The sequence below is a fragment of the Telmatobacter bradus genome, assembly GCF_048629425.1.
GTDB classification, from domain to species: Bacteria; Acidobacteriota; Terriglobia; order Terriglobales; family Acidobacteriaceae; genus Telmatobacter; species Telmatobacter bradus.
Genome location: NZ_CP184532.1, coordinates 4,755,378 through 4,775,138, shown reverse-complemented (window position 1 = coordinate 4,775,138; position 19,761 = coordinate 4,755,378). Strand labels below are relative to the sequence as shown.

Annotated in this window: 10 protein-coding genes and 2 tRNA genes; 6 read left to right on the top strand and 6 right to left on the bottom strand. The window is 59.4% G+C overall.

Features of this window, described 5'->3' with window-relative positions:
- Positions 1 to 59: 59 nt before the first annotated feature.
- The 4 genes from ACOBR2_RS19840 (at position 60) to ACOBR2_RS19825 (ending at position 8,028) form a co-directional block, all read left to right on the top strand.
- Positions 60 to 3,464, top strand: coding sequence for an Ig-like domain repeat protein (locus ACOBR2_RS19840; protein WP_420237814.1), 3,405 nt, complete (start codon positions 60 to 62; stop codon positions 3,462 to 3,464).
- Positions 3,465 to 3,505: 41 nt separating this feature from the next.
- Positions 3,506 to 4,981 (top strand): RNB domain-containing ribonuclease, encoded by a 1,476-nt coding sequence (locus ACOBR2_RS19835; protein ID WP_420237813.1) that lies wholly within the window; start codon positions 3,506 to 3,508, stop codon positions 4,979 to 4,981.
- A 497-nt stretch (positions 4,982 to 5,478) separates the two neighbouring features.
- A complete protein-coding gene (locus tag ACOBR2_RS19830; protein WP_420237812.1) occupies positions 5,479 to 6,411 on the top strand; it encodes a carboxypeptidase regulatory-like domain-containing protein in 933 nt (310 codons plus the stop codon).
- 183 nt (positions 6,412 to 6,594) lie between these two features.
- Positions 6,595 to 8,028 (top strand): phosphoglucomutase/phosphomannomutase family protein, encoded by a 1,434-nt coding sequence (locus ACOBR2_RS19825; RefSeq protein ID WP_420237811.1) that lies wholly within the window; start codon positions 6,595 to 6,597, stop codon positions 8,026 to 8,028.
- Positions 8,029 to 8,118: 90 nt separating this feature from the next.
- Here the strand turns inward: ACOBR2_RS19825 and ACOBR2_RS19820 are convergent, their stop codons facing one another.
- Positions 8,119 to 9,258, bottom strand: coding sequence for a glycosyltransferase (locus tag ACOBR2_RS19820; RefSeq protein ID WP_420237810.1), 1,140 nt, complete (start codon positions 9,256 to 9,258; stop codon positions 8,119 to 8,121).
- 567 nt (positions 9,259 to 9,825) lie between these two features.
- On the opposite strand from ACOBR2_RS19820, the gene ACOBR2_RS19815 reads away from it, so the two are divergent.
- Positions 9,826 to 13,602: a TonB-dependent receptor domain-containing protein gene (locus ACOBR2_RS19815; protein WP_420237809.1), complete on the top strand. Its 3,777-nt coding sequence runs from the start codon at positions 9,826 to 9,828 to the stop codon at positions 13,600 to 13,602.
- Positions 13,603 to 13,797: 195 nt separating this feature from the next.
- Here ACOBR2_RS19815 and ACOBR2_RS19810 read toward each other — a convergent pair.
- From ACOBR2_RS19810 to rpoD, 4 genes are all read right to left on the bottom strand, one after another.
- Positions 13,798 to 13,872, bottom strand: a tRNA-Cys gene (locus ACOBR2_RS19810).
- A 74-nt stretch (positions 13,873 to 13,946) separates the two neighbouring features.
- Positions 13,947 to 14,021: transfer RNA gene (locus tag ACOBR2_RS19805), tRNA-Gly, on the bottom strand.
- Positions 14,022 to 14,273: 252 nt separating this feature from the next.
- The gene (locus ACOBR2_RS19800) at positions 14,274 to 14,993 is read right to left on the bottom strand and encodes an ABC transporter ATP-binding protein (RefSeq protein WP_420237808.1); all 720 of its coding nucleotides are present in this window, start codon (positions 14,991 to 14,993) and stop codon (positions 14,274 to 14,276) included.
- Between the two features lie 149 nt (positions 14,994 to 15,142).
- Positions 15,143 to 16,840 (bottom strand): RNA polymerase sigma factor RpoD, encoded by a 1,698-nt coding sequence (gene rpoD, locus ACOBR2_RS19795; protein WP_420237807.1) that lies wholly within the window; start codon positions 16,838 to 16,840, stop codon positions 15,143 to 15,145.
- Positions 16,841 to 17,275: 435 nt separating this feature from the next.
- On the opposite strand from rpoD, the gene ACOBR2_RS19790 reads away from it, so the two are divergent.
- Positions 17,276 to 18,034: a hypothetical protein gene (locus ACOBR2_RS19790; RefSeq protein WP_420237806.1), complete on the top strand. Its 759-nt coding sequence runs from the start codon at positions 17,276 to 17,278 to the stop codon at positions 18,032 to 18,034.
- Positions 18,035 to 18,356: 322 nt separating this feature from the next.
- Here the strand turns inward: ACOBR2_RS19790 and ACOBR2_RS19785 are convergent, their stop codons facing one another.
- Positions 18,357 to 19,568 (bottom strand): DUF6599 family protein, encoded by a 1,212-nt coding sequence (locus ACOBR2_RS19785; protein WP_420237805.1) that lies wholly within the window; start codon positions 19,566 to 19,568, stop codon positions 18,357 to 18,359.
- Positions 19,569 to 19,761: the final 193 nt, after the last annotated feature.

Genomic DNA, 19,761 nt, shown 5'->3' with positions numbered 1-19,761 from the left:
CCTTGAAAAGTCTACGCGTATTCCGAAAATGCTCTATAGCTCAGGAACCTGCGATCACGATGATGAAATTGTCTCTATGCTTCGGACGGAGTCTTGTTCTTGCCGCGCTGGCCATGCTGGGCACAGCCTGTGTTTTTGGCGAGACGGCACAAAGCAGCACTTCCAGCAGTTCAACGTCGCGTTTGGTGGGGGATTGGCGGAGTTCCACGGCGGTGGTTCTGGCGGGCAGCGGACCGTCGTCGAGCCGTGTAGCCGTCGATCAGGGTGAGGCCTCGCAGAGCCAGCCGTTGAGCCGCATGGTGCTTCTGCTGCAGTCTTCGACTGCCCAGCAGCAGGCGCTTGCTACGGAATTGACCAATCTGAGCAGTACGGGGTCTGGTGTCTATCATCAGTGGCTTACGCCTGCGACGTATGCCAGTTCCTATGCCAATTCAACTGCCGATGTGGCGCAGGTGGTGGCGTGGCTGCAGAGCGAAGGCTTTACGGTGGCGGCGCTTCCCGCCAGCCGGGGCTGGATCGAGTTCAGTGGCACGGCGGGGCAGGTAGAGCAGGTATTTCAGACGCAGGTTCACTCCTATGCGACGGCGAGTGGAAGCCGTCTGGGGGTGAATAGTGCAATTTCCGTGCCTTCGGCGCTGGTTCCGGTGATTGAGGGACTGGTTTCTCTGGATGGATCGCTGGCGGCAGCCGCCGTGACCACGCCGCAGGCCACAACGACGACGGCAGCGGCGCTGGCCGCGCTGACTTCGGCCAGCGGAGCCGAGGCACTGAGCCCCAAGCTGGAGCTGTCCCTTTTGCATCTGGATGTGCTGCAGACGGCGGGCGTGACCGGCGCAGGGCAGACGGTTGCCATTGCCACCCGCAGCAACATCAACGCGGCGGATGTGGCGGCTTTTCGGGCGAGCTTTGGTCTTACAGCCAACGCCGTTGCGGTGCAACCGAATGGGGACGATCCGGGCCTGACTGCGGATCAGGCGGCGGCCACGCTGGAGGCTTCCTGGGCAGGAGCAGCGGCTCCAGGCGCAACAATTCTGCTGGTTCCGGCGGCTACCACGGTGGCCACCGATGGTGTGGACCTGTCGCTGGCGGCGATTGTAGATGGCCAACTGGCCTCGACCGTTGCGGTGGGCTACTCGAATTGCGAGGCGAACTTGAGCACGGCGCATCAGGCGTTTTATCAGGCGCTCTACCAGCAGGCGGCGGCGGAGGGAATTGCTGTGGTGGCCGCCACTGGCGACAGTGGCGCGGCAGCCTGCGCGGTGGCGGGCAGCACTACGCCCGTCAGCAGTGGCTATGCGGTGAATGGACTGGCTTCCACAGCGTGGAATACCGCGGTGGGTGTGGCCTCCTTCAGCGCGGCGGGAGCCACCAGCAGTGCGTTGGCGGCCTGGACGCCAAGCAGCCAGTCACAACCGGCCTACGCCAGCGGCGGCGGCGTCAGCACGGCCTATTCAGCTCCCAGTTGGCAGGGCAGCAGCAGCAGTGGCTCGACGCTGAGGGCGCGGGCGCAGGCCACGGCCGCCGGGCAAAGTACAAGCGGGCGCTTTCTGCCGGACGTGGCGCTGCCCACGGCGGAGGACGCTAGTGTGAACCCTGGACTGGCCTTTTTTCTGTCGAGCGCCTCCAGTGCGTCGAGTGCGACTGGCAGTACGCTGGAGCGGGCCGGAGGCAGCGGAGCTTCGGTGGCAATCTTTGCCGGAGTGGGCGCATTGCTGGCGGAAGAGTACGGCGCACAGGGCAATCTGGCGGCAAGACTGCACGCGCTGGCTTCCAGCAGCGGCGTTTACAGCGATGTCACGGAGGGCAGCGCAGCACTAAGCTGCGAGGCCTCCACTTCGGGTTGCAGCAGCAGTGGGCAGATTGGCTATACGGCGGCTACGGGCTACGATCTGGCCAGCGGACTGGGCTCAGTGAATGCGCAGGCGCTGGTGAAGGCCTGGCCGCAGACTACGGGAACGACGGCTGCGGAGGTCACATGGACCACCGTGAGCCAGTCGATTTCCAGCACGGGTTCGGTTGTGCTGGATGTTACCGTGGCCTCGAATGACAGCACGGTGACCACCACGCCCACCGGTTCGGTGGTATTTTCTGACGCTACGACCGGGGATACTCTGGATACGGCCACGATTTCAAGTGGCGTGGCTACCTATACACTTTCGGGCAGCAGCCTGAGCACGGGAACAAACCTGCTGTATGCCACTTACGAGGGCAATTCAACCTTTGCAACGCAGGCATCCAGCTCTCTCAGCGTGGTTCTGCTGGCGGCCTCCAGCACCACGCTGACAACTTCAGCGACCACGGTAAGCGCCAGCCGGTCCTTTACGCTGACAGCAACTGTGGCTTCGAACAGCACTTTGACTACCACGCCCACCGGGACGGTCGAATTCTACGATACGACTACCAGCACGACACTGGGGACAGTGACGCTCTCCAGCGGATCTGCAATTCTGACGGTTGCAGCCGGTACATTGAAGACTGGAGAAACCCACAGCATCGAGGCGATTTACAACGGCAGCACGGTCTATGCCACCTCGACCAGCTCTGCGGTTTCGGTCATTTCCAGCGCATTGATCAGCACCACAACCACGTTTAGCGTCAGCGCGACGACGGTTACACCCGGCACCTCGGAAACGCTGACGGCCACGGTGACGCCGGATTCGCAGTCCACTTCGGAGAGCTATCCCACGGGTTCGGTGGAGTTTTTGAGCGGTACTACTGTGATTGGCTCCTGCACGCTCGCGGAGGTGGGGTCGAGCGATGTTTCCACTTGCACGGCTTCGATGACCGCCAGCAGCTCCGGGCTTGCCGGTGGGACGGACACGATTACGGCGGTGTATTTGGGCGACAGCTACTACCAGACCAGCACCTCTGCCGCCACCAGCGTTACGGTGCAGGACTTCTCGATCACGGCGTCGTCCAGCAACTCTGAGTACTTGACCATTGTGAAGGGCGGTACGGGCACGGATTCCTTCGTCCTCAGCGCTTTGGGCGGATACACCGGGACCATCAACGTGGTTTGCACAGAAGACGATACGGCGGACGACATGACCTGCACGCCCAGCGCCCAGCAGGTGACGCCCACGGCCACCATTACGGTAACAGTCACCACCAATAGCAGCGGGACCACGACCACAATGCTGCGGAAGAAGGCTCCGCTGTGGTCGCGGGCGGCGGGTGGAACGGTGCTGGCGCTGCTAGGCTTCTTTCTGCTGCCCTCCGGTCGCAAGGCCCGCAGGCTGATCGAAAAACATACTGGCCGAACGGTGCACCGGCTTCTGACGCTGCTTCTGTTGCTGGCAGGTCTGGCGGGTGCGGGACTGGGTTGCGGCAATGCCACTACGGCAACTGCCAGTGGAACGCCGCTGGGGGTGGCCACCTTCAAGCTGACGGCTTCGCAGTACGTCAACAATGTGACCGTCAGCCGCAGCACTTCCTTTGCCGTGGATGTGGTGAGCAGCGATTAACGCGGATCTGATAGGCTGGCCTGTCGTATGGAGGAGCGCACTTGCCGACACATGCACGACACGCCTATCACTTCAATCTGGTGGCCGCGGCTCATGCGGCCATGATCGAGCACGGCTTTGACCCGGATTTTCCCGAGGGAACCGACTCCGAACTGGCCCATCTGCGCGCGCAGGTACCGCCTTCCGCAGGAGACGGCATTCAGGACCTGCGCAAGCGGCTCTGGTCGTCGATCGACAACGATACGTCCAAGGATCTGGACCAGATTGAGTGGGCCGAGCAACTGCCCGATGGCCGCATTCGCGTGCTGGTGGGCGTGGCCGATGTGGATGCACGCATCCCCAAGGGGGCGCTGCTCGACACGCATGCCCAGAGCGAAACCACTTCGGTCTACACCGGCGTCAAGGTTTTTCCGATGCTGCCGGTGGAGTGCAGCGAGGGCATGACTTCGCTGAATGAGGATCAGGACCGGCTGGCCGTGGTTATCGAGTTCTGCGTGGACCAGGCTGGCGGCGTCAGCGGCGGCAAGGCCTACCGCGCCATGGTGAGGAATCATGCCCAGCTTGCTTACCCGTCGGTGGGCGCATGGCTGGAGGGCCACGCCGCAGCTCCGCACAAGATTGAGGAGAGCGCCGCGCTGGCGGCCCAGGTACGTCTGCAAGATACGGCTGCCCGCCGCATGTTGGGCGGACGTTATCAGCATGGAGCGCTCGATCTGGAGACGATCGAAACCCGTCCGGTGATGCTGGCCGAGGAGGCGGTGGAGATCAAGCGGCTGGAGAAGAACCGCGCCACCTCGCTGATTGAGGAGTTCATGGTGGCGGCCAATGGGGTGATTGCCCGCAGCTTTGAAGAGGCAGGCATTGCCAGCATTCGCCGCGTGGTGCGTACGCCCAAGCGCTGGGAGCGCATTGTGGCCTTGGCTGCTGGAATGGGAGAAGTCCTGCCCGCCGAGCCCGACTCCAAGGCGCTTAACGACTTTCTGCTTCGGCGTAAACAGAAGGATCCAGAACGCTTTCCGGATCTATCGTTGGCGGTGGTCAAGCTGATGGGCCCCGGCGAGTACATGCTGGTGCGGCCCAACGAGATTTCGCCCGGCCACTTCGGCCTTGCCGTGCAGGACTACACGCACTCCACCGCGCCCAACCGCCGCTATCCGGACGTAATTACCCAGCGCATTCTAAAGGCTCGGATCGCGGGCAAGAATCAGCCCTACACGGCCGACGAGCTGAACGCCGTTGCCACCCGCTGCACCCAGATGGAAGACGCCGCCCGCAAGGTGGAGCGCGAGATGCAAAAACGCATTGCCGCCGTGGTGCTGCATTCGCATGTGGGGCAGAAGTATCACGCTATTGTGACCGGCGTGAACCACTACGGTATTTTTGTGCGCATTCTCGACCCCCATGTGGAGGGCAAGCTGGTGGAGGGCGGCAAGGGACTGGATGTGGGCGACCGTCTGGAGGTCCGGCTGGTTTCCACTAACCCGGAGCATGGTTTTATCGACTTCGCTGCAGAATAAGGACGCGTGGAATCCTGAGGTGTTGGAAGAGATTGGGCCGTTTTGCATGAAAAATAGTGCAAGACGGTCTGATTTTCAGGGAATTTTCAGGGAATTTATTGATGGGGCTCATCTTTTTAGACTCATAAGCCGAAAAAGACGTCTAACGAAGAGAACTAGTGTACGCGGTCTGGTTGTAATCTGTACAAGCCTTATCGGGTTGGAGGGACGGTGTGTCTGTCGCCCTCTGCCTGCCGAATGTCAGGAATGAGCTAAAGCAAAACCAGAATTGCTCTTTTCCTGGGGCTAGATGCCCCAGTCGGCGCAACTCACATGGAGCGGCGACGCTGCACAACTTTTCCAGGATGCAGTGCTCTGGTTTTGCTTTAGGGAGCCAGAGTGAACTGTGCACAGCCAGGGCGGATACGCCTGACGGAATTTTCCGTTGATAACCCTCAACCTTAGGTGAGTGAATGCATTTTTGTCGTCGTTTGTCGTCTTCTTTGATTGTGTGCGTTGTGACCTTTGGACTCGGTAGCTTTGTTCCTGCCAGTGCACAGCAGTCTGCTTCTCCGCTTCCCGATGCTCCGCAGGTCCAGATTGCCATGAACGAGCAACCAGCTCTGCCGGGCGACTCGTCCTCGGCACTGCCGCAGGAACCAGCCGCTGCCAGCCAGACGTCGGCCCCGGCCAATGCACCTCAGGCCACCACGGCGGACCAGCACCAGAAGGCCGCAACTCAGCTGAAGGAAGAAGAGCACCAGCGTGTTCTGGGCATTGTTCCCTCGTTCAACGTCAGTTATCGCGGCAAGGCCACGGCTCCATTGTCCGCCAGCCAGAAGATGCAGCTGGCCTATCATGCCAGCATTGACCCCTTCGCTTTTGCCGGAGCTCTTCTGATGGCTGGCTACCGCGAGGCCATGGACGACGATACTGGTTTTGGGTGGGGCGCTGAGGGCTACGGTAAGCGTTCCGGCGCTGCTTACCTGGATACCGTCTCCAGCGACATCATCGGCAACGGCCTGTATCCAGTTCTGCTTCACCAGGACCCGCGCTTCTATCGTCTGGGCCATGGAACCGTGATCCACCGTGCGGCCTATGCGATAGGCACCTCATTCGTTTGCAAGGGCGACAACGGCCACTGGCAGCCGAACATCTCGAATGTGGCTGGCAACATCACGGCCGGCGCAATTTCCAATCTGTACTATCCGTCGAGCGATAATAGCGGCGTAGGACAGGCCTTCTCCGACGGTATGCTGGTCACGGCAGAAGGCGGACTAGGCGCGGTATTCCAGGAGTTCTGGCCTGACGTCAGCCGCAAGTTCCTGCATCGCGATCCGACGCACGGCCTGGATGCTCAGGCGGAAGCGGAAGACAAGGCAGCCAAGGATGCCAAGAACGCCAAGGCCAATCAGGCGGTCAAGGATGCTCAGGCGGCCAAAGCTAAGTAGGGTTTCTCACAATCAGAATCAATAGCTGGGCGTGGAAGAGATTCCGCGCCCTGTTCTTTTGCCGCAGCGGGCAGGAAGTTTGACATTTCTGAAGGTGGTTCGTTCCGGCTTTCGGCGGGATAAATTTTCTTACTGCAGGCGTATGATAAACAGTTACATTCACACAGGAAGTTGATATACAAAATGGCACATCCCCAGATCAAATTTGGTACCGACGGCTGGCGTGGCCGCATCGCCGATGACTTCACTTTTGCCAATGTGCGCACGGCCGCCGGCGCCATTGCAGCCTATGTGCTGGCCAAGGAAGATGCTTCCAAGGGCGTTTGCATTGGCTATGACACCCGCTTCGGCTCCAAGGCATTTGCTGAAACCTGCGCTCAGGTAGTGGCTGCGGCCGGTATTCCCGTTGAGCTGGCCACGGGCATTACGCCCACCCCGGCGCTCAGCTATGGTGTGCGTCAGCACAATCGCGCCGGCGGCATCATGATTACCAGTTCGCACAATCCGGCGGAATGGAACGGCGTGAAGTACAAGGGCTGGTACGGTGGCTCGGGTAAGCCTTCGATGATTGCCGAGATCGAGACCTTCCTTGACAAGCCTGCCCAGCCGGTGGCCAAGCCTGCCACAATCACTCCCGTCGACTTTGTGCCGGAGTATCTGCAGGCCATTGAGGCCTTCGTCGATCTGGACGCCATCGCCAAGAGCGGCATGAAGTTCTGCATCGATTCCATGTATGGCGCGGGCGGCACGATCCTCTCCGAGATCTTTACTCGTCTTGGAGTAGAAAATGTGGCCATCCGTTCCAATCCCGATCCGACCTTCCCGGGCATCAATCCCGAGCCCATTGAGCCGCACATCCGCGCTCTTGGTGAGGCGACCAAGGCCAACCACTGCCAGGCTGGCTTGTGTACCGACGGCGACGCCGACCGCATTGGCGCTACCGACGAAAACGGCAACTTTGTTGATCCGCACAAGATCTACTCGGTGATTCTGAGCTGGGTGCTGAAGCACAAAAACTGGCCCGGCGCCGTTACTCGCGCCTTCAACACCACCAAGATGCTGGATCGCATCTGCCAGAAGCATGGCCGCGAGCTGATCGAGCACGGTATCGGCTTCAAGTTTGTCTGCGACTACATGCTGGAGCGCGAGATTCTGATGGGCGGCGAGGAGTCGGGCGGCATCGGCTTCCAGCGCCATCTGCCGGAGCGCGATGGCCTGCTGAACTGCCTGGTGCTGGCCAACGTGATGGCCGACGAGAAGAAGACTCTGGGCCAGTTGGTGGCCGATCTGCAGGCCGAGTACGGCGAGCACCAGTATGGCCGCATCGACCTGCACATTCCCGAAGAGATCAAGAACGCTGCCATCGCCCGTGCCCGTGTGCTCAAGGCTGGCGATACGCTGGCCGGCATGAAGATTCTGCGGCAGGAGACGCTGGACGGCGTGAAGTTCTATCTGGAGAATCCGCAGGCTGCCAGCAAGCCAAACGCGGCGGAAACCTGGCTGCTCTTCCGCGCCAGTGGCACCGAGCCGCTGATGCGCATCTACACCGAAAGCTGCTCGAAGGAGGCCGTGGCTCAGTTGCTGGCCGCCGGTCGCGCCTTCGCCATGAACGAGTAAAAACAAGCAGAAGACAAAAGGCCCACACCGCGTCCGTTCTTGCGAATGGAAACGGTGTGGGCCTTTTTTTGTGCCCAGTTCCCGGTCTGGCTATTGCGGGTAGACGCGATTCTTCCATCCGCCGCCGCGACCAGCGTAGTGACGCAGGGCCGAGGTGACGGTGGCGCACAGGTAGAAGAGTCCAATGGCTGGCAGTGCCAGTCCCCAGAGCGGGGAACGATGGTAGCGGCGCAGCGTGGGCTGAAAGCTGAGGGCCATCAGCAGCCATGCGGACAGGGCCAGCCAGTGTGCGGGGCCATGCGCGGCAAAGGTGAGCAGCGGCGCGGCCAGATACAGCAGCGCCATGCCCAGCGCGCAGCCTGCCAGCAGCAGCGGTGAATGATTCAGCTGCACGTAAGCCGTGCGGGCGATCATGTCCCACACCTCCCGCCAGTCGGCGTAGATGCGTTCCGAGACGGTGCGGTCGGCATGGCCCAGCCACAGGCTGCCGCCGGTCTTTTTCACCGCGCGGGCCAGGGCGCAATCGTCGATCAGTTCCCGGCGGATGGATTCCACGCCGCCGATGCGCTCCAGTGCCGTGCGGCGAATCAGGATGGTGCCACCCGCCGCGCCCGCCATGCTCCGCTTTGCATCGTTGACCCAGGCAAAGGGGTAGAGCATCTGAAAGAAGAAGATGAAGGCGGGAATCAGCGCCCGCTCGGCCCCGGTGTCGCAGTGCAGGCGCACCATCTCACTGACCATGTCGCGCCCGTCAGCCTCAGCCTTGGCCACCAGCTTGGCCACGTGCGCGGGTTCATGTGTAATGTCGGCGTCGGTTAGCAAAATAAACTCCGCCGCACAGGCGGCAGGGTGCTGCAGGCCCTGATGTACGGCCCAGAGCTTGCCGCTCCAGCCGGCTGCCAGCGGAGCGCCGTCCAGCACGGTCAGGCGGTTATTCCGCGCCAGCTCACGCTGTGCAAGGCTGCGGGCGATTGCGCCGGTGCCGTCGCTGCTGTTGTCGTCCACCAGAATCACGCTGAGCGGGCCGGAGTACTCTTGCGCCAGCAGCGAGGTGAGCGAGGCGGTGATGCTCTCCGCCTCATCGCGGGCTGGCACCACAACGGCTACGCGGGCGTTGCCCGAGGATGCGCCAGGTTCCAGTTCCGGGCCCGATTGCCAGAAGCGGCCATGAAAGCCGGTCAAATAGATCCATGCGGCAAGCGCGCCGCCAGCTACAAAAAGCGTAATCATGGGCAGAGAAGAACCTTCTGTCTGCGCTGCGGAGGGTGCAGCAAATCTCTTCAAAGACTAAAGCAAAAATAGGGTAGCTGTACGCCTGCTGCGCGGGCAGATAGCGGGGAAGCTTCTCTGGCCCAGGAACATTTTGGACAAGGTCGCTCTTGTAGGGAGCGGAAATAAAGTTCGTATTTGAGCGTAAATATGAACAAAATTGAAACAATAACGAGGAAGAATGTGCAGCCTGGAGTATTTATTTTATCGCTTTATTCATCTACATTTTACGTGATATATCTGTGGCGGGAAGTTGCTTGCAAAGGTAACATGCGTTTCTAATGTAAACTTTTTTCTTGACAGATATTTCCTGCCCTCTCTATAAAGTTATGGTTCCATGATTTCTCTTTAAGGGAAGGCCAAACAATGGGAAGCATGAGCACCACTCACCCGGGCCAGAAAACATCGGGGTTTATAAGAAAACGTTTTACGCGTTTGTGCAGTACTACGCAAACGAGCGCTGCGACTTTCGCAAAACCAATCCTTGTCCTGCTGTTGGGGGTGTTAGTGGGGCTCACTGCTCCATTGATGGCCCAGACGGGCGGCCAGGGCGCACTGGAAGGAACTGTTCTGGATCCCGGTGGCGCGGCGGTTGCCCATGCGACCGTGACGGCCATCAACCAGGCCTCCGGAGTCGCATCTGAGCGTACCTCGTCTTCCGCGGGCGTGTACGAAATCACTCCGTTGATTCCGGGTATCTACACCATCACCGTGACGGCTGACGGGTTTGAAACCCTGAAGCAGGAAAACATCGAAGTCAACGGCATGAGCATCACCGGCTACAACGCTAAGTTGAAGCTGGGCGCGGCCAATGAAACCGTTACCGTGACGGATACGCCGCCGCAGTTGGAAACCACCAATGCGACGCTGGGTGCAACCGTCACCCACGAGGTGTACGAAAGCCTGCCGTTCATTATGAACGCCCAGCAGCGTGATGCCACTTCTTACGGCACGCTGGCTCCGGGTGCGCAGAGCGGTTCTAGAGCACCGAACTTTTCCGGAACGGGCAATTACGCTTCCGAGGTTTACCTGGACGGAATTCCCACCACAACCGCCAACATGCAGAGCGACAACCGGCCGGTTTCCAACTCGATTGCGGTAGAGTCGGTTGACCAGATGTCAATTCAGACCAGCGGCGCAACGGCCGAGTATCAGGGCGCTGGTTCGATGAGCTTTACCACCAAGTCGGGTGGCAAGGAGTATCACGGATCGGTTTCCGACTTCGTACGTAACAGGGCCTTCGATACGTGGGGATTCACGCAGCCCTGGGCAACCAAAGTGGCGGTCGTGAATGGTGTTTCGACAACCGTTGCAGCTGGCAAGCCGCAGGAACATCTGAACGAAATTTCCATTGCCCTGGGTGGTCCGCTGCCTAAGACGAAATACACGAAGAGCCTGTCAGAAAAATTGTTCTTCTTTGCCAACTGGGATGAGTTCCACGGTCGCAATTCTGCGACGCCAGTGCTGGATACCGTTCCCACGACGTTGATGCGGGAAGGCAATTTTACCGAGTTGGGTACTGGCAGCCACGTTTTCAATCCGTTTGTTAATACCTGCTCAGGTAGTACATGCTCTCGCTCGGTGTTTGCCTATGGTGGTACTACCAACGTCATCAACCCAACCTATATTTCGCCGATTTCGCAGTACGAACAAAGCTTTATGCCGTCACAGTCGCTCTCGAGCACAACTCTGAACTATCTTGCTTCGGGAATCTCTGGCTATGACAATCACTCGCTGGTCCTCAAGTTCGACTACGATCTGACGCATTCGCAGCGTGTTTCATTTGTGTATACGCGTGGCGCTCGTCACTCCATCGGCTATGGCTCGGTTTTGCCTAAGCCCTATACCGTGGGTGTTGATTCAAACGTTATACCTGTGAACATGATTATCGAGCATCAATGGGTTGCATCCTCGACAATCGTGAATCAGCTCAAGTATGGATTTACCCGTCAGGGTGGCGGCACGTACGCGCCAACGGCGGGTGGAAGCTGGGCAACCGATGCTGGCATTACTGGTTTGCCCGCAGGGCAGGCATCGGAGAACTTCCCTTGCTCCTCCTTTTCAACCTCCACTTACTTCACTGCAGTGCAGACTGCATGGACGGAGTGCGGTGCATCGGATGCGTCCAGCAAGACGGTTCCCAACACCTTTACGTTGCTTGACAATCTGCAGTGGAGCAAGGGTAAGCATCTTCTGACCTTTGGTATTCAGTACCAGTGGCTGGAAGACAACGTCAGCGCGCAGATCACGCACTCCGGTGTGTATACGCAGACCTGGTCGCCGCTTGATACTGCGCAATACAGCGGAACGTCGTTGCTTACGACAGGAAAAACTCTTGCAACGGCATATGGCTACTCCTATGCCAGCTTCCTTCTGGGTGCTGTGCATAGTGCAAGTACCTCCGTTCCTACCTATGCAACTCTGGGTGGACGCTACAGACCCTTCGCTCCGTATGTGCAGGATGACTGGAAGATTACGCCGCGTCTGACCATGAATCTGGGGTTGCGCTGGGATTTCATGCCTCCGTATCATGAGGTTAATGATCGCTGGAGCTTCTTCCAGCCCAACTGGATCAACGCCGCTACAGGAACCTATGGTTCACTGGAGTTTGCCGGTAACCACGGCGCGGGGATCAGTTGCATGTGCCGCACCCCTGTACAGACCTACTGGAAGAACTGGGGACCGCGTCTTGGTTTAGCATGGCAGGCCAACGATAAGACGGTTGTTCGTGCTGGCTTTTCTGTCTCCTACACGCATGCTGGCGGCGTAGGCGGTCGTGCGGGTGCAGGCACCGGTGCCAGTTCGTTAGGTTTCGGCTCCAACATCATTCTGCCTACGGCTGTAACCTCTGGTTCCAGCGCAGGGCCTTCCTTCTACCTGAACACCAGCTCTGGTTTTTCTGCTGCAGAGGGATACACCAACAGCAACTTTGGTGGCGTGGGATATTCGATTCCCGCCGCGCTCACGCCTTCAGCATCTTCTCTGACGCTGGATACAGGCAACTATGTGAGCTCGGGCAGCTATGTAACTCCGGGTAGTGCGCCTGCGTATGCTGATCCGTATCTTTCCGGCCGCGCGCCCGAGTTCGAGTTCTTCAACTTTGGTATTCAGCGCGCCCTCACCAATAAAATCACCCTCTCTATCAACTACGCGGGCAGCGAAGGCCACTTTGTGGATGGCGCAACTGTTCCGGGTTTCTGGTCCGGCTACCCGGACATGAACCACGTTGCGGCTCTCAGCCCGCTCTACGCCGCGGATGGAACAACGCATATGATGGCGGCGCAGGCCACTACAGCGAATGTTGCGTCAGCCATGGCTGCTGATCCCAGCCTTGCAGTTGCTACCTGGTATGCTAACGCGGGCAATGCTAGCACGACTCCTACTATTGGTCGCTGGACTCGTCCGTATCCGCAGTACTCGTCTCCACCCAGCGCGGAGTGGGACAACATTGCCAACGTCAACTACAACTCCCTGCAGATTACGCTGGCACAGCGTGACTGGAAGGGCGTGACCTACACGTTCAACTACACCTATTCGAAGAACATTGGCGACGACGGCACCACGCGCGCTTCATGGGCTGTTCCGGCCAGCATGTCTTCGAATGGCAAGGCGATGCCGGGCAACAACCGCGCTGATCGCGATCTGACAACCACCAACGAGCCGCAGAATCTGAACCTCTATGGCGTGGCTAACTTGCCTTTTGGCAAGGGACACATCGGCGGTAGTAATCTGTTTGTGCGTAGTATTGCAAGCGATTGGAAGTTTGCGGGCATCTTCACGTACCATTCGGGCGTTCCGCTGCTGATTACCGGCAGCACCTGCAACCAGTACTCGGTGGGTACTTGCATGCCTGATCTTGTGGATGGCATGAGAAACAAGATCAGGGAAAATGGCAAGTGGTTGAAGGGTGTGGGCGGCAAGAACACGGCAGCTAAGCACTACCTCAACTCCGCAGCCTTCAGTACGCCGAATACGATTACTGGCACGAATGCAGGTAGTGCCGCAGTGCCGTATACCAAGATTGGCGATGCCCCGCGCACCGAGCTTTCGCGCGTCGGTCTCACCTATCCGAGTGTGTACAACATCAATGCAAACTTGCAGCGCTCCTTCAACCTGACGCGCTCAGGCGACGCCAAGTTTGTCTTCCAGGCGGATTGCTTTAACGTGACCAACACAGTCACGCCAAGCACCATCAGTGCCGCCTGGTCGTCGCAGGATGAAACCCTTTCAACCAATACCTTTGGCGAAGTAACTGCGGTCACTGGCAATCGTGACTTCCAGTTCTCCGGCCGCATCACCTTCTAACTCATTCACTACTCTCGTACCAAAACTGATCCCCATCGCGGTTCTCCGCGGTGGGGATTTTTTTACAGTATGCACAGAAAACAAGAAGAGCCCGTTCGGCAATGGTGGCAGAATACAAATACCCCCGCACGGGAGCACATGGCTCATGCGAGGCGTTTATAGGCTGATTTTAAAAGAATTTGATACAGAAAATATTGGAGGCGCGGGCCGGGATCGAACCGGCGCATAAAGGTTTTGCAGACCTCTCCCTTACCACTTGGGTACCGCGCCTTGGTAGGCTGCTGGGAAAACCTATGCGGTCGCTCAAGTCACCGTAACCTGTCCGGAAAACCCGGAGGATGACTTGGAGCGGGAGACGAGATTTGAACTCGCGACCCTCGCCTTGGCAAGGCGATGCTCTACCACTGAGCTACTCCCGCTTAACAAGATCAAGTATATCGAACCACAAGGGGCAGGTCAAACGGCAACGGTGGAAACCGTGGAAAACGCCGGAAGCCCGCTCAGGACGCGGTGAAAATGCTGCTCCAGAATGCCTCTCGGAGCAGTGTTCCACAGGGGTTATAGCAAATTCAGAATTACCGTAGAGGGGGTGATGGATCAAAGTGTCGTTTTCCTCAAGAAAACGGCACCCTGCACACTCTTTCACACTGCACGGTTCTTTTGAATCTGCTCTAGGCGAGGGGCTGCAAAGAACCCTTCTCTTCCTTCACGATCTGCCCGTCGCGCATGTACAGAATGCGGCTGGCGATGGCGGCTGCCTCGGGGTTGTGGGTGATCATCAGCGTGGTCTGGCCCAGCTCGCGATTGGAGCGCACCAGCATCTTGAGCACGGCATCGGAGTTCTTGCTGTCCAGGTTGCCGGTAGGCTCGTCGGCCAGCACGATGGCCGGGCGGGCCACCAGGGCGCGGGCAATGGCCACACGCTGCTGCTCACCGCCGCTCAGCTCGGAGGGGCGATGCTTGAGCCGGCCCTGAATGGAGAGCAGGTCGCTCAGGTGCTCCAGGTAGGCCTTGTCCAGCGGTTCCTTGCGGTCGCTGATCTCATAGCCGAGTTCGATGTTGCCCATGGCCGAAAGCGTAGGCAGCAGGTTGAACTTCTGGAAGATGAAACCGATGCGATGCTTGCGCAGATGGGTCCGCTCGGCATCGTTCAGAGTGGCGAAATCAACGCCATCAATGACCACGCGGCCGGAAGTGGCCTGTGTGAGGCCGCCCAGCAGGTAAAAGAGCGTGGACTTGCCCGAACCCGAAGGCCCGACGATGGCAACAAACTCTCCCGGCGCGATGGAAAGAGAAATTCCATCAAGCGCGGTGACCTTCAGGCGCCCGGCCTCGTAAACCTTGGTCAGGTTTTCGGCCAGGATGATGTGTTTAGACGTTTCAGGCTGCACGGATTTCATTGTAAATGGGCGGGCTGCAGTGCATGGAGGGACGAGCCGACATGGAGCGAAAATTCATTGCACGGATATGGACGCACACAAAGTAAACCGGTCGTGCCCATGTGGGCACGACCGGTTTTGGAGAAGCAGATTTACCAGGTTTAGAGCGTTTCCTTCACGCCATCGACGAAGGCCTTCAGCTTGCGGCTGCGGCTGGGGTGGCGGAGCTTGCGCAGGGCCTTGGCTTCGATCTGGCGAATACGCTCGCGGGTAACCTGGAAGCTCTGGCCTACTTCTTCGAGGGTGTGCTCGCTGCCGTCTTCCAGGCCAAAACGCATCTTGATCACGCGCTCTTCGCGTGGAGTCAGGGTGCGCAGAACCTGCGAGGTGTATTCCTTCAGGTTCACGCTGATGACGGCCTCGGAAGGCGAAACGGCCTGACGATCTTCGATGAAATCGCCGAGGTGCGAATCTTCTTCTTCGCCGATGGGCGTTTCCAGTGAGATCGGTTCCTGCGCGATCTTGAGCACCTTGCGGACCTTGGCGACGGGAATGTCCATGCGGCGGGCAATCTCTTCGCTGCTGGGCTCGCGGCCAAGCTCCTGCACCAGCTGACGGCTGGTGCGGATCAGCTTGTTGATCGTCTCGATCATGTGCACCGGAATGCGGATGGTGCGGGCCTGATCGGCGATGGCGCGGGTAATGGCCTGACGGATCCACCAGGTGGCGTAGGTGGAGAACTTGTAACCACGGCGATACTCGAACTTGTCGACGGCCTTCATCAGGCCGATGTTGCCTTCCTGAATCAGGTCAAGGAACTGCAAGCCGCGATTGGTGTACTTCTTGGCGATGGAGACGACCAGACGGAGGTTAGCCTCGATCAGCTCGCGCTTGGCCTGCTCGGCGTCCATGTCGCCCTGAATCATCTCGCGCTGGGTGCGCTTGAGCTCGGATACGCTGACGCTGGCGTCGGATTCGAGCTTTTCCAGATCCACCTTGCAGTTCTTCTGCTGGCGGCGATATTCCTTCTTGAGCTCCTCGCTCTTGCTCTGGTCAAACTTCTGGTCGAGCGAGCGGATCTGGCGCTCCAGCGTGCGCATGTTGTCGACGGTCTTGTTGACCTTGTCGAGCAGGCGCTTGCGCTCCATGGGCGTGTACTTGAGCTCGCGGACGATGCGCGAAATGTAGATGCGCTCGCGGGCGATCATCCAGCGATTGTGGCGAATCTCCTTGACCTTGGCCTTGGGGGCGTTGGCTGGCAGGGGCACAATCTTTTCTTCAAAGGATGCAATCTTCTTCTGGTGCTTGATGAGCGCGTCGACGCGGACGACGGTGGACTTGACGCGGGCCTGCACCACATCCTCGGTCAGTTCCTCTTCGTCGAAGACCACGACTTCCTTGACGTTGCGCACACCACGCTTCAGATCTTCGCCGAGGGCGATGATCTCGCGAATGACGATGGGCGAACGGCTGATGGCCTTCATCACACGCAACTGTCCGCGCTCAATGCGCTTGGCGATTTCGACTTCGCCTTCGCGGGTGAGCAGCGGCACGGTGCCCATCTCGCGCAGATACATGCGGACCGGGTCATTGGTCTTTTCAAGGGTGCCGGGCGTAAGATCGAGTTCGACGTCTTCGCCTTCTTCAGCGTCGAAGTCCTTGTCGGCACCAAACTTCGGGCTATCCAGCAGGTCAATGCCCTGAGTGCCGATGGTGGTGATCAGGTCGTCCAGATCGTCGGGCGCATGCAGGTCGTCCGGCATCATGTCGTTGACGTCGTTGTAGGTCAGGTATCCCTTTTCCTTGCCGACCTCAATCAAACCTTCAATATCGTGCTCGTGTTCGAATTTTTCATCCATAGTGGGACGCGCTACTCTCCTGTGCAGTCTGTTGCGGCGCCGGGGCTGCACAACGGCGCGCGGGCTGGCGTGTGCTCCCGTAAAGGAAGGCACAAATAGACACAGCCCCACGGGACCCGCCCAATGGGGTTACGGATAATGACTCGGAACAGGATGACAAGCGCTTCAGGTTCTTCCTGGGTGGCCCGCGAGCCGGAGCTCATTTTTGGGGCAAAGGGGCGCGCATCCTCACAGAGATCAATAGACTACCACAGACGCAGTCATTTCTCCAGCCATTTCCGACCTGGCAGGTTTATCGGCAAACGGTGAAGAAACATGGGCACCGTCTGACATTTCCTGCAGCTTACTCAAACTTCTGCAGATATAGATGCGTACTCGGGCGGCATTGCTGCAAAAAAACACAGTTTGGCCACGCGGCGTTTTATACTGCGGGTCATGTTCCAGAACCCGCAGGAAGAGTGGCTGCAACTGGTTGAGCGCTATCACCAGTTCTATGACGCTGAGTTGCTGGCGTTGGCCGAAACACCCGACGATCTGATCCCGATGGCCCGCCAAGTGCTGGCTGCCGAGATGAAGAATCGTGGCCTGGAGCGGGCGGTCGAGCCGCCCAAGATTAAGCGTGAACCCATTGCGGAAGAGGAACTTGCACCAGAACCTGTACGCTCAGCCGGGGCGCTTGGGTACAGCTTTCCCGGTTCTCCGGGCGATCCGTTCTTCAGTGCTCCGGGGCCGCTGCTGAGGGATCTTTCGTGGGAGCAGCGCGTGGAAGAGGAGGCGGAAGGCGAGTCAGACGAGGCGGACAGTGCCGTGCAAAAGGAGTCCGAGCTCACCTGGAAAACGCACTTGTGCGACTGCGAGACGGCCGAGGAGGCTCTGCAGCTGGCCGCAGCGCTGCGGCTCAAGGGCGTGGACGCCTGGGCCGAGGGACCGCGTACCAGTATGCGCTGGGATCTGCACTTTAATCGCGTGGTGGTGGCTGCCGACCAGCTCGATTTAGCCCGCCAGATTGCTACTGAGCCGATTCCGGCAGAGATTGTCCACGAGCAGCAGGAGGAGAGCGAAGAGGAGCCGGAGTACATGCCGCCCGTTTGCCCGTCCTGCCAGGCTCAGGACCCCGTGCTGGAGTCCGTAAAGCCAGAAAATCACTGGTTTTGCGAGGAGTGTGGCCATCGCTGGACAGAAGCCTCTTCCTGAAGCGGGCAGCCTCTGAAGCATGGGGAAAAACGGAAAGGGCCACCCGGCAACAGGGCGGCCCTTCCCTTAGGGAGAATAGTTCCAACGGAGGCAAAGCCATTAGAACTTTCTGGCTGCATAGTAGGAGCGAGGGCGGGCAGTGTCAAGGGGAAATCTTTGAAGAAATAACTACTTATTCTTTCAATGATTTGCGTCCGCAGCGCGTTTTTCGGGTTCTGGCCGGGTTTCGTCAGGTCTTCGCCCTCTAACGTCTTGAATCTGCCGGTTTTCCTGCCGGTTTCCTGGAACTAAAGCCGGTGTTTTCCACAGGCCAAACCGTCTGTTAACCCTTCAGGTCCGGCTTGTCTTCGGACTCGGCCGTCTGCTGTTTTGCCGTCGAGAGGTCGATGCGGATGAACTCCTCGTCGTAGAGGGAGCTGGCTGGCTTGCCCCGGGCGATACGGTAGAGGGCGCGTCCGCCGCCCAGAAAGAAGCCCAGCAGAAGCGCGGCGCTGCCGCCGACGATGACCAGAGCGGCAATGCCCATCAGCAGTTTGCCGGTGCGGGTAACCTCGGTGTCGCCGCCCACGCGGGGCAGGTTGGTGACGTCGGCTTCGTAGTGCACCAGCTCAAGCAGCTTGTGGCTTTCCTTGGGAATGGCGTCGCCGCTGACCAGAATCACCAGCGGACCGCTGCGGCGCACTTCGAGCGAGGCGCGGTCGCTCTCCATCAGGGGCTTGGTCCAGGCGGGCTGAGCCTGGTTGCCGGCCTGAATGTAGGCGCGGATGCGGCCTTCCATGGCCTCGGCCATCTGGGGGGTGGGGTAGTTGATGAGGGTGAGCGTGGCCGGGCCGCTGCTGAGCTTGTAGCCGGCGGTAACGGTCTCGGCACCACGGTCAAAGCCCACAACGTCGGCGGGCAGCACGCCGCCCGCGCCAGCGTAGCCGGCAGCGCCCACGGCATAGTGGGTGGTCTGGCCGTCCAGGTCGCCTTTGGGCAGGTTGGCCAGAATCGGCGGCAGCATGGCGCGGCTGCCCCCGGCGTCGGAAATCTGTTTGGCCAGCTCCCGCAGCTCAGAGCCCGACATGGAGCCCACCTGGAAGAAGGTGGCGTCGATGAGCGTGTTGCCCTTCCAGAAAATTACGCGATTGTGAAAGGAGCTTGCGCCGGAGCCGATCTCTTCCTTGGGCCAGTTGTTCTGGCGATAAAAGCTGTAGGCGCCAAATGCGCCGGTGGCATCGGGAAAGTGCAGGGCATGCACGGTGAGCGTCTGGCCGTCGCGCTTGTACGCAGCGGCTAAGCCGCCGGTCAGGCCGTATTCCTTGAGGACAGCGGCGCTCGCGGCGTCGGCCTGCGCCGGGTCGGCGAGCGGCTTGACGGTGCCAATCAGCTCCCAGCCGGCAAAGGCGTCGGGCAATGCTCCATCGGAGGCAGCCTGGGGCGCGTTTGCCGCGACCTTCGGCTGAGCCGGTTTGGCCCCCCCGGCCTGTGCTATGGCCCCACTTCCAGCCAACAAGGCCATTGCTGCCAAACCTGCAATCCAGCGCATCGTCATTTGTCTCCGTCCTCGAAAAGCTTTCAAACTTCAGGGTACACGTTCGTGGCTGCACACGCGGGCGCAGAACTCTCCTCTAGTTTGGACACTGGCGGGCGCGGAAAGGTTCCCGGCGGCAGGTTGGTGGTGCATGCAAAGCAGAATACATTTTTCTTATGCTGCGTCTGGTGCGCAGAATCAAGCACAATAAAGG

Coding starts and splice junctions, on each gene's coding strand:
- ACOBR2_RS19840 (WP_420237814.1), top strand. CDS start 60: ATGATGAAATTGTCTCTATGCTTCGGACGGAGTCTTGTTCTTGCCGCG.
- ACOBR2_RS19825 (WP_420237811.1), top strand. CDS start 6,595: ATGGCACATCCCCAGATCAAATTTGGTACCGACGGCTGGCGTGGCCGC.
- ACOBR2_RS19820 (WP_420237810.1), bottom strand. CDS start 9,258: ATGATTACGCTTTTTGTAGCTGGCGGCGCGCTTGCCGCATGGATCTAT.
- ACOBR2_RS19815 (WP_420237809.1), top strand. CDS start 9,826: ATGGCCCAGACGGGCGGCCAGGGCGCACTGGAAGGAACTGTTCTGGAT.
- rpoD (WP_420237807.1), bottom strand. CDS start 16,840: ATGGATGAAAAATTCGAACACGAGCACGATATTGAAGGTTTGATTGAG.
- ACOBR2_RS19790 (WP_420237806.1), top strand. CDS start 17,276: ATGTTCCAGAACCCGCAGGAAGAGTGGCTGCAACTGGTTGAGCGCTAT.
- ACOBR2_RS19785 (WP_420237805.1), bottom strand. CDS start 19,568: ATGACGATGCGCTGGATTGCAGGTTTGGCAGCAATGGCCTTGTTGGCT.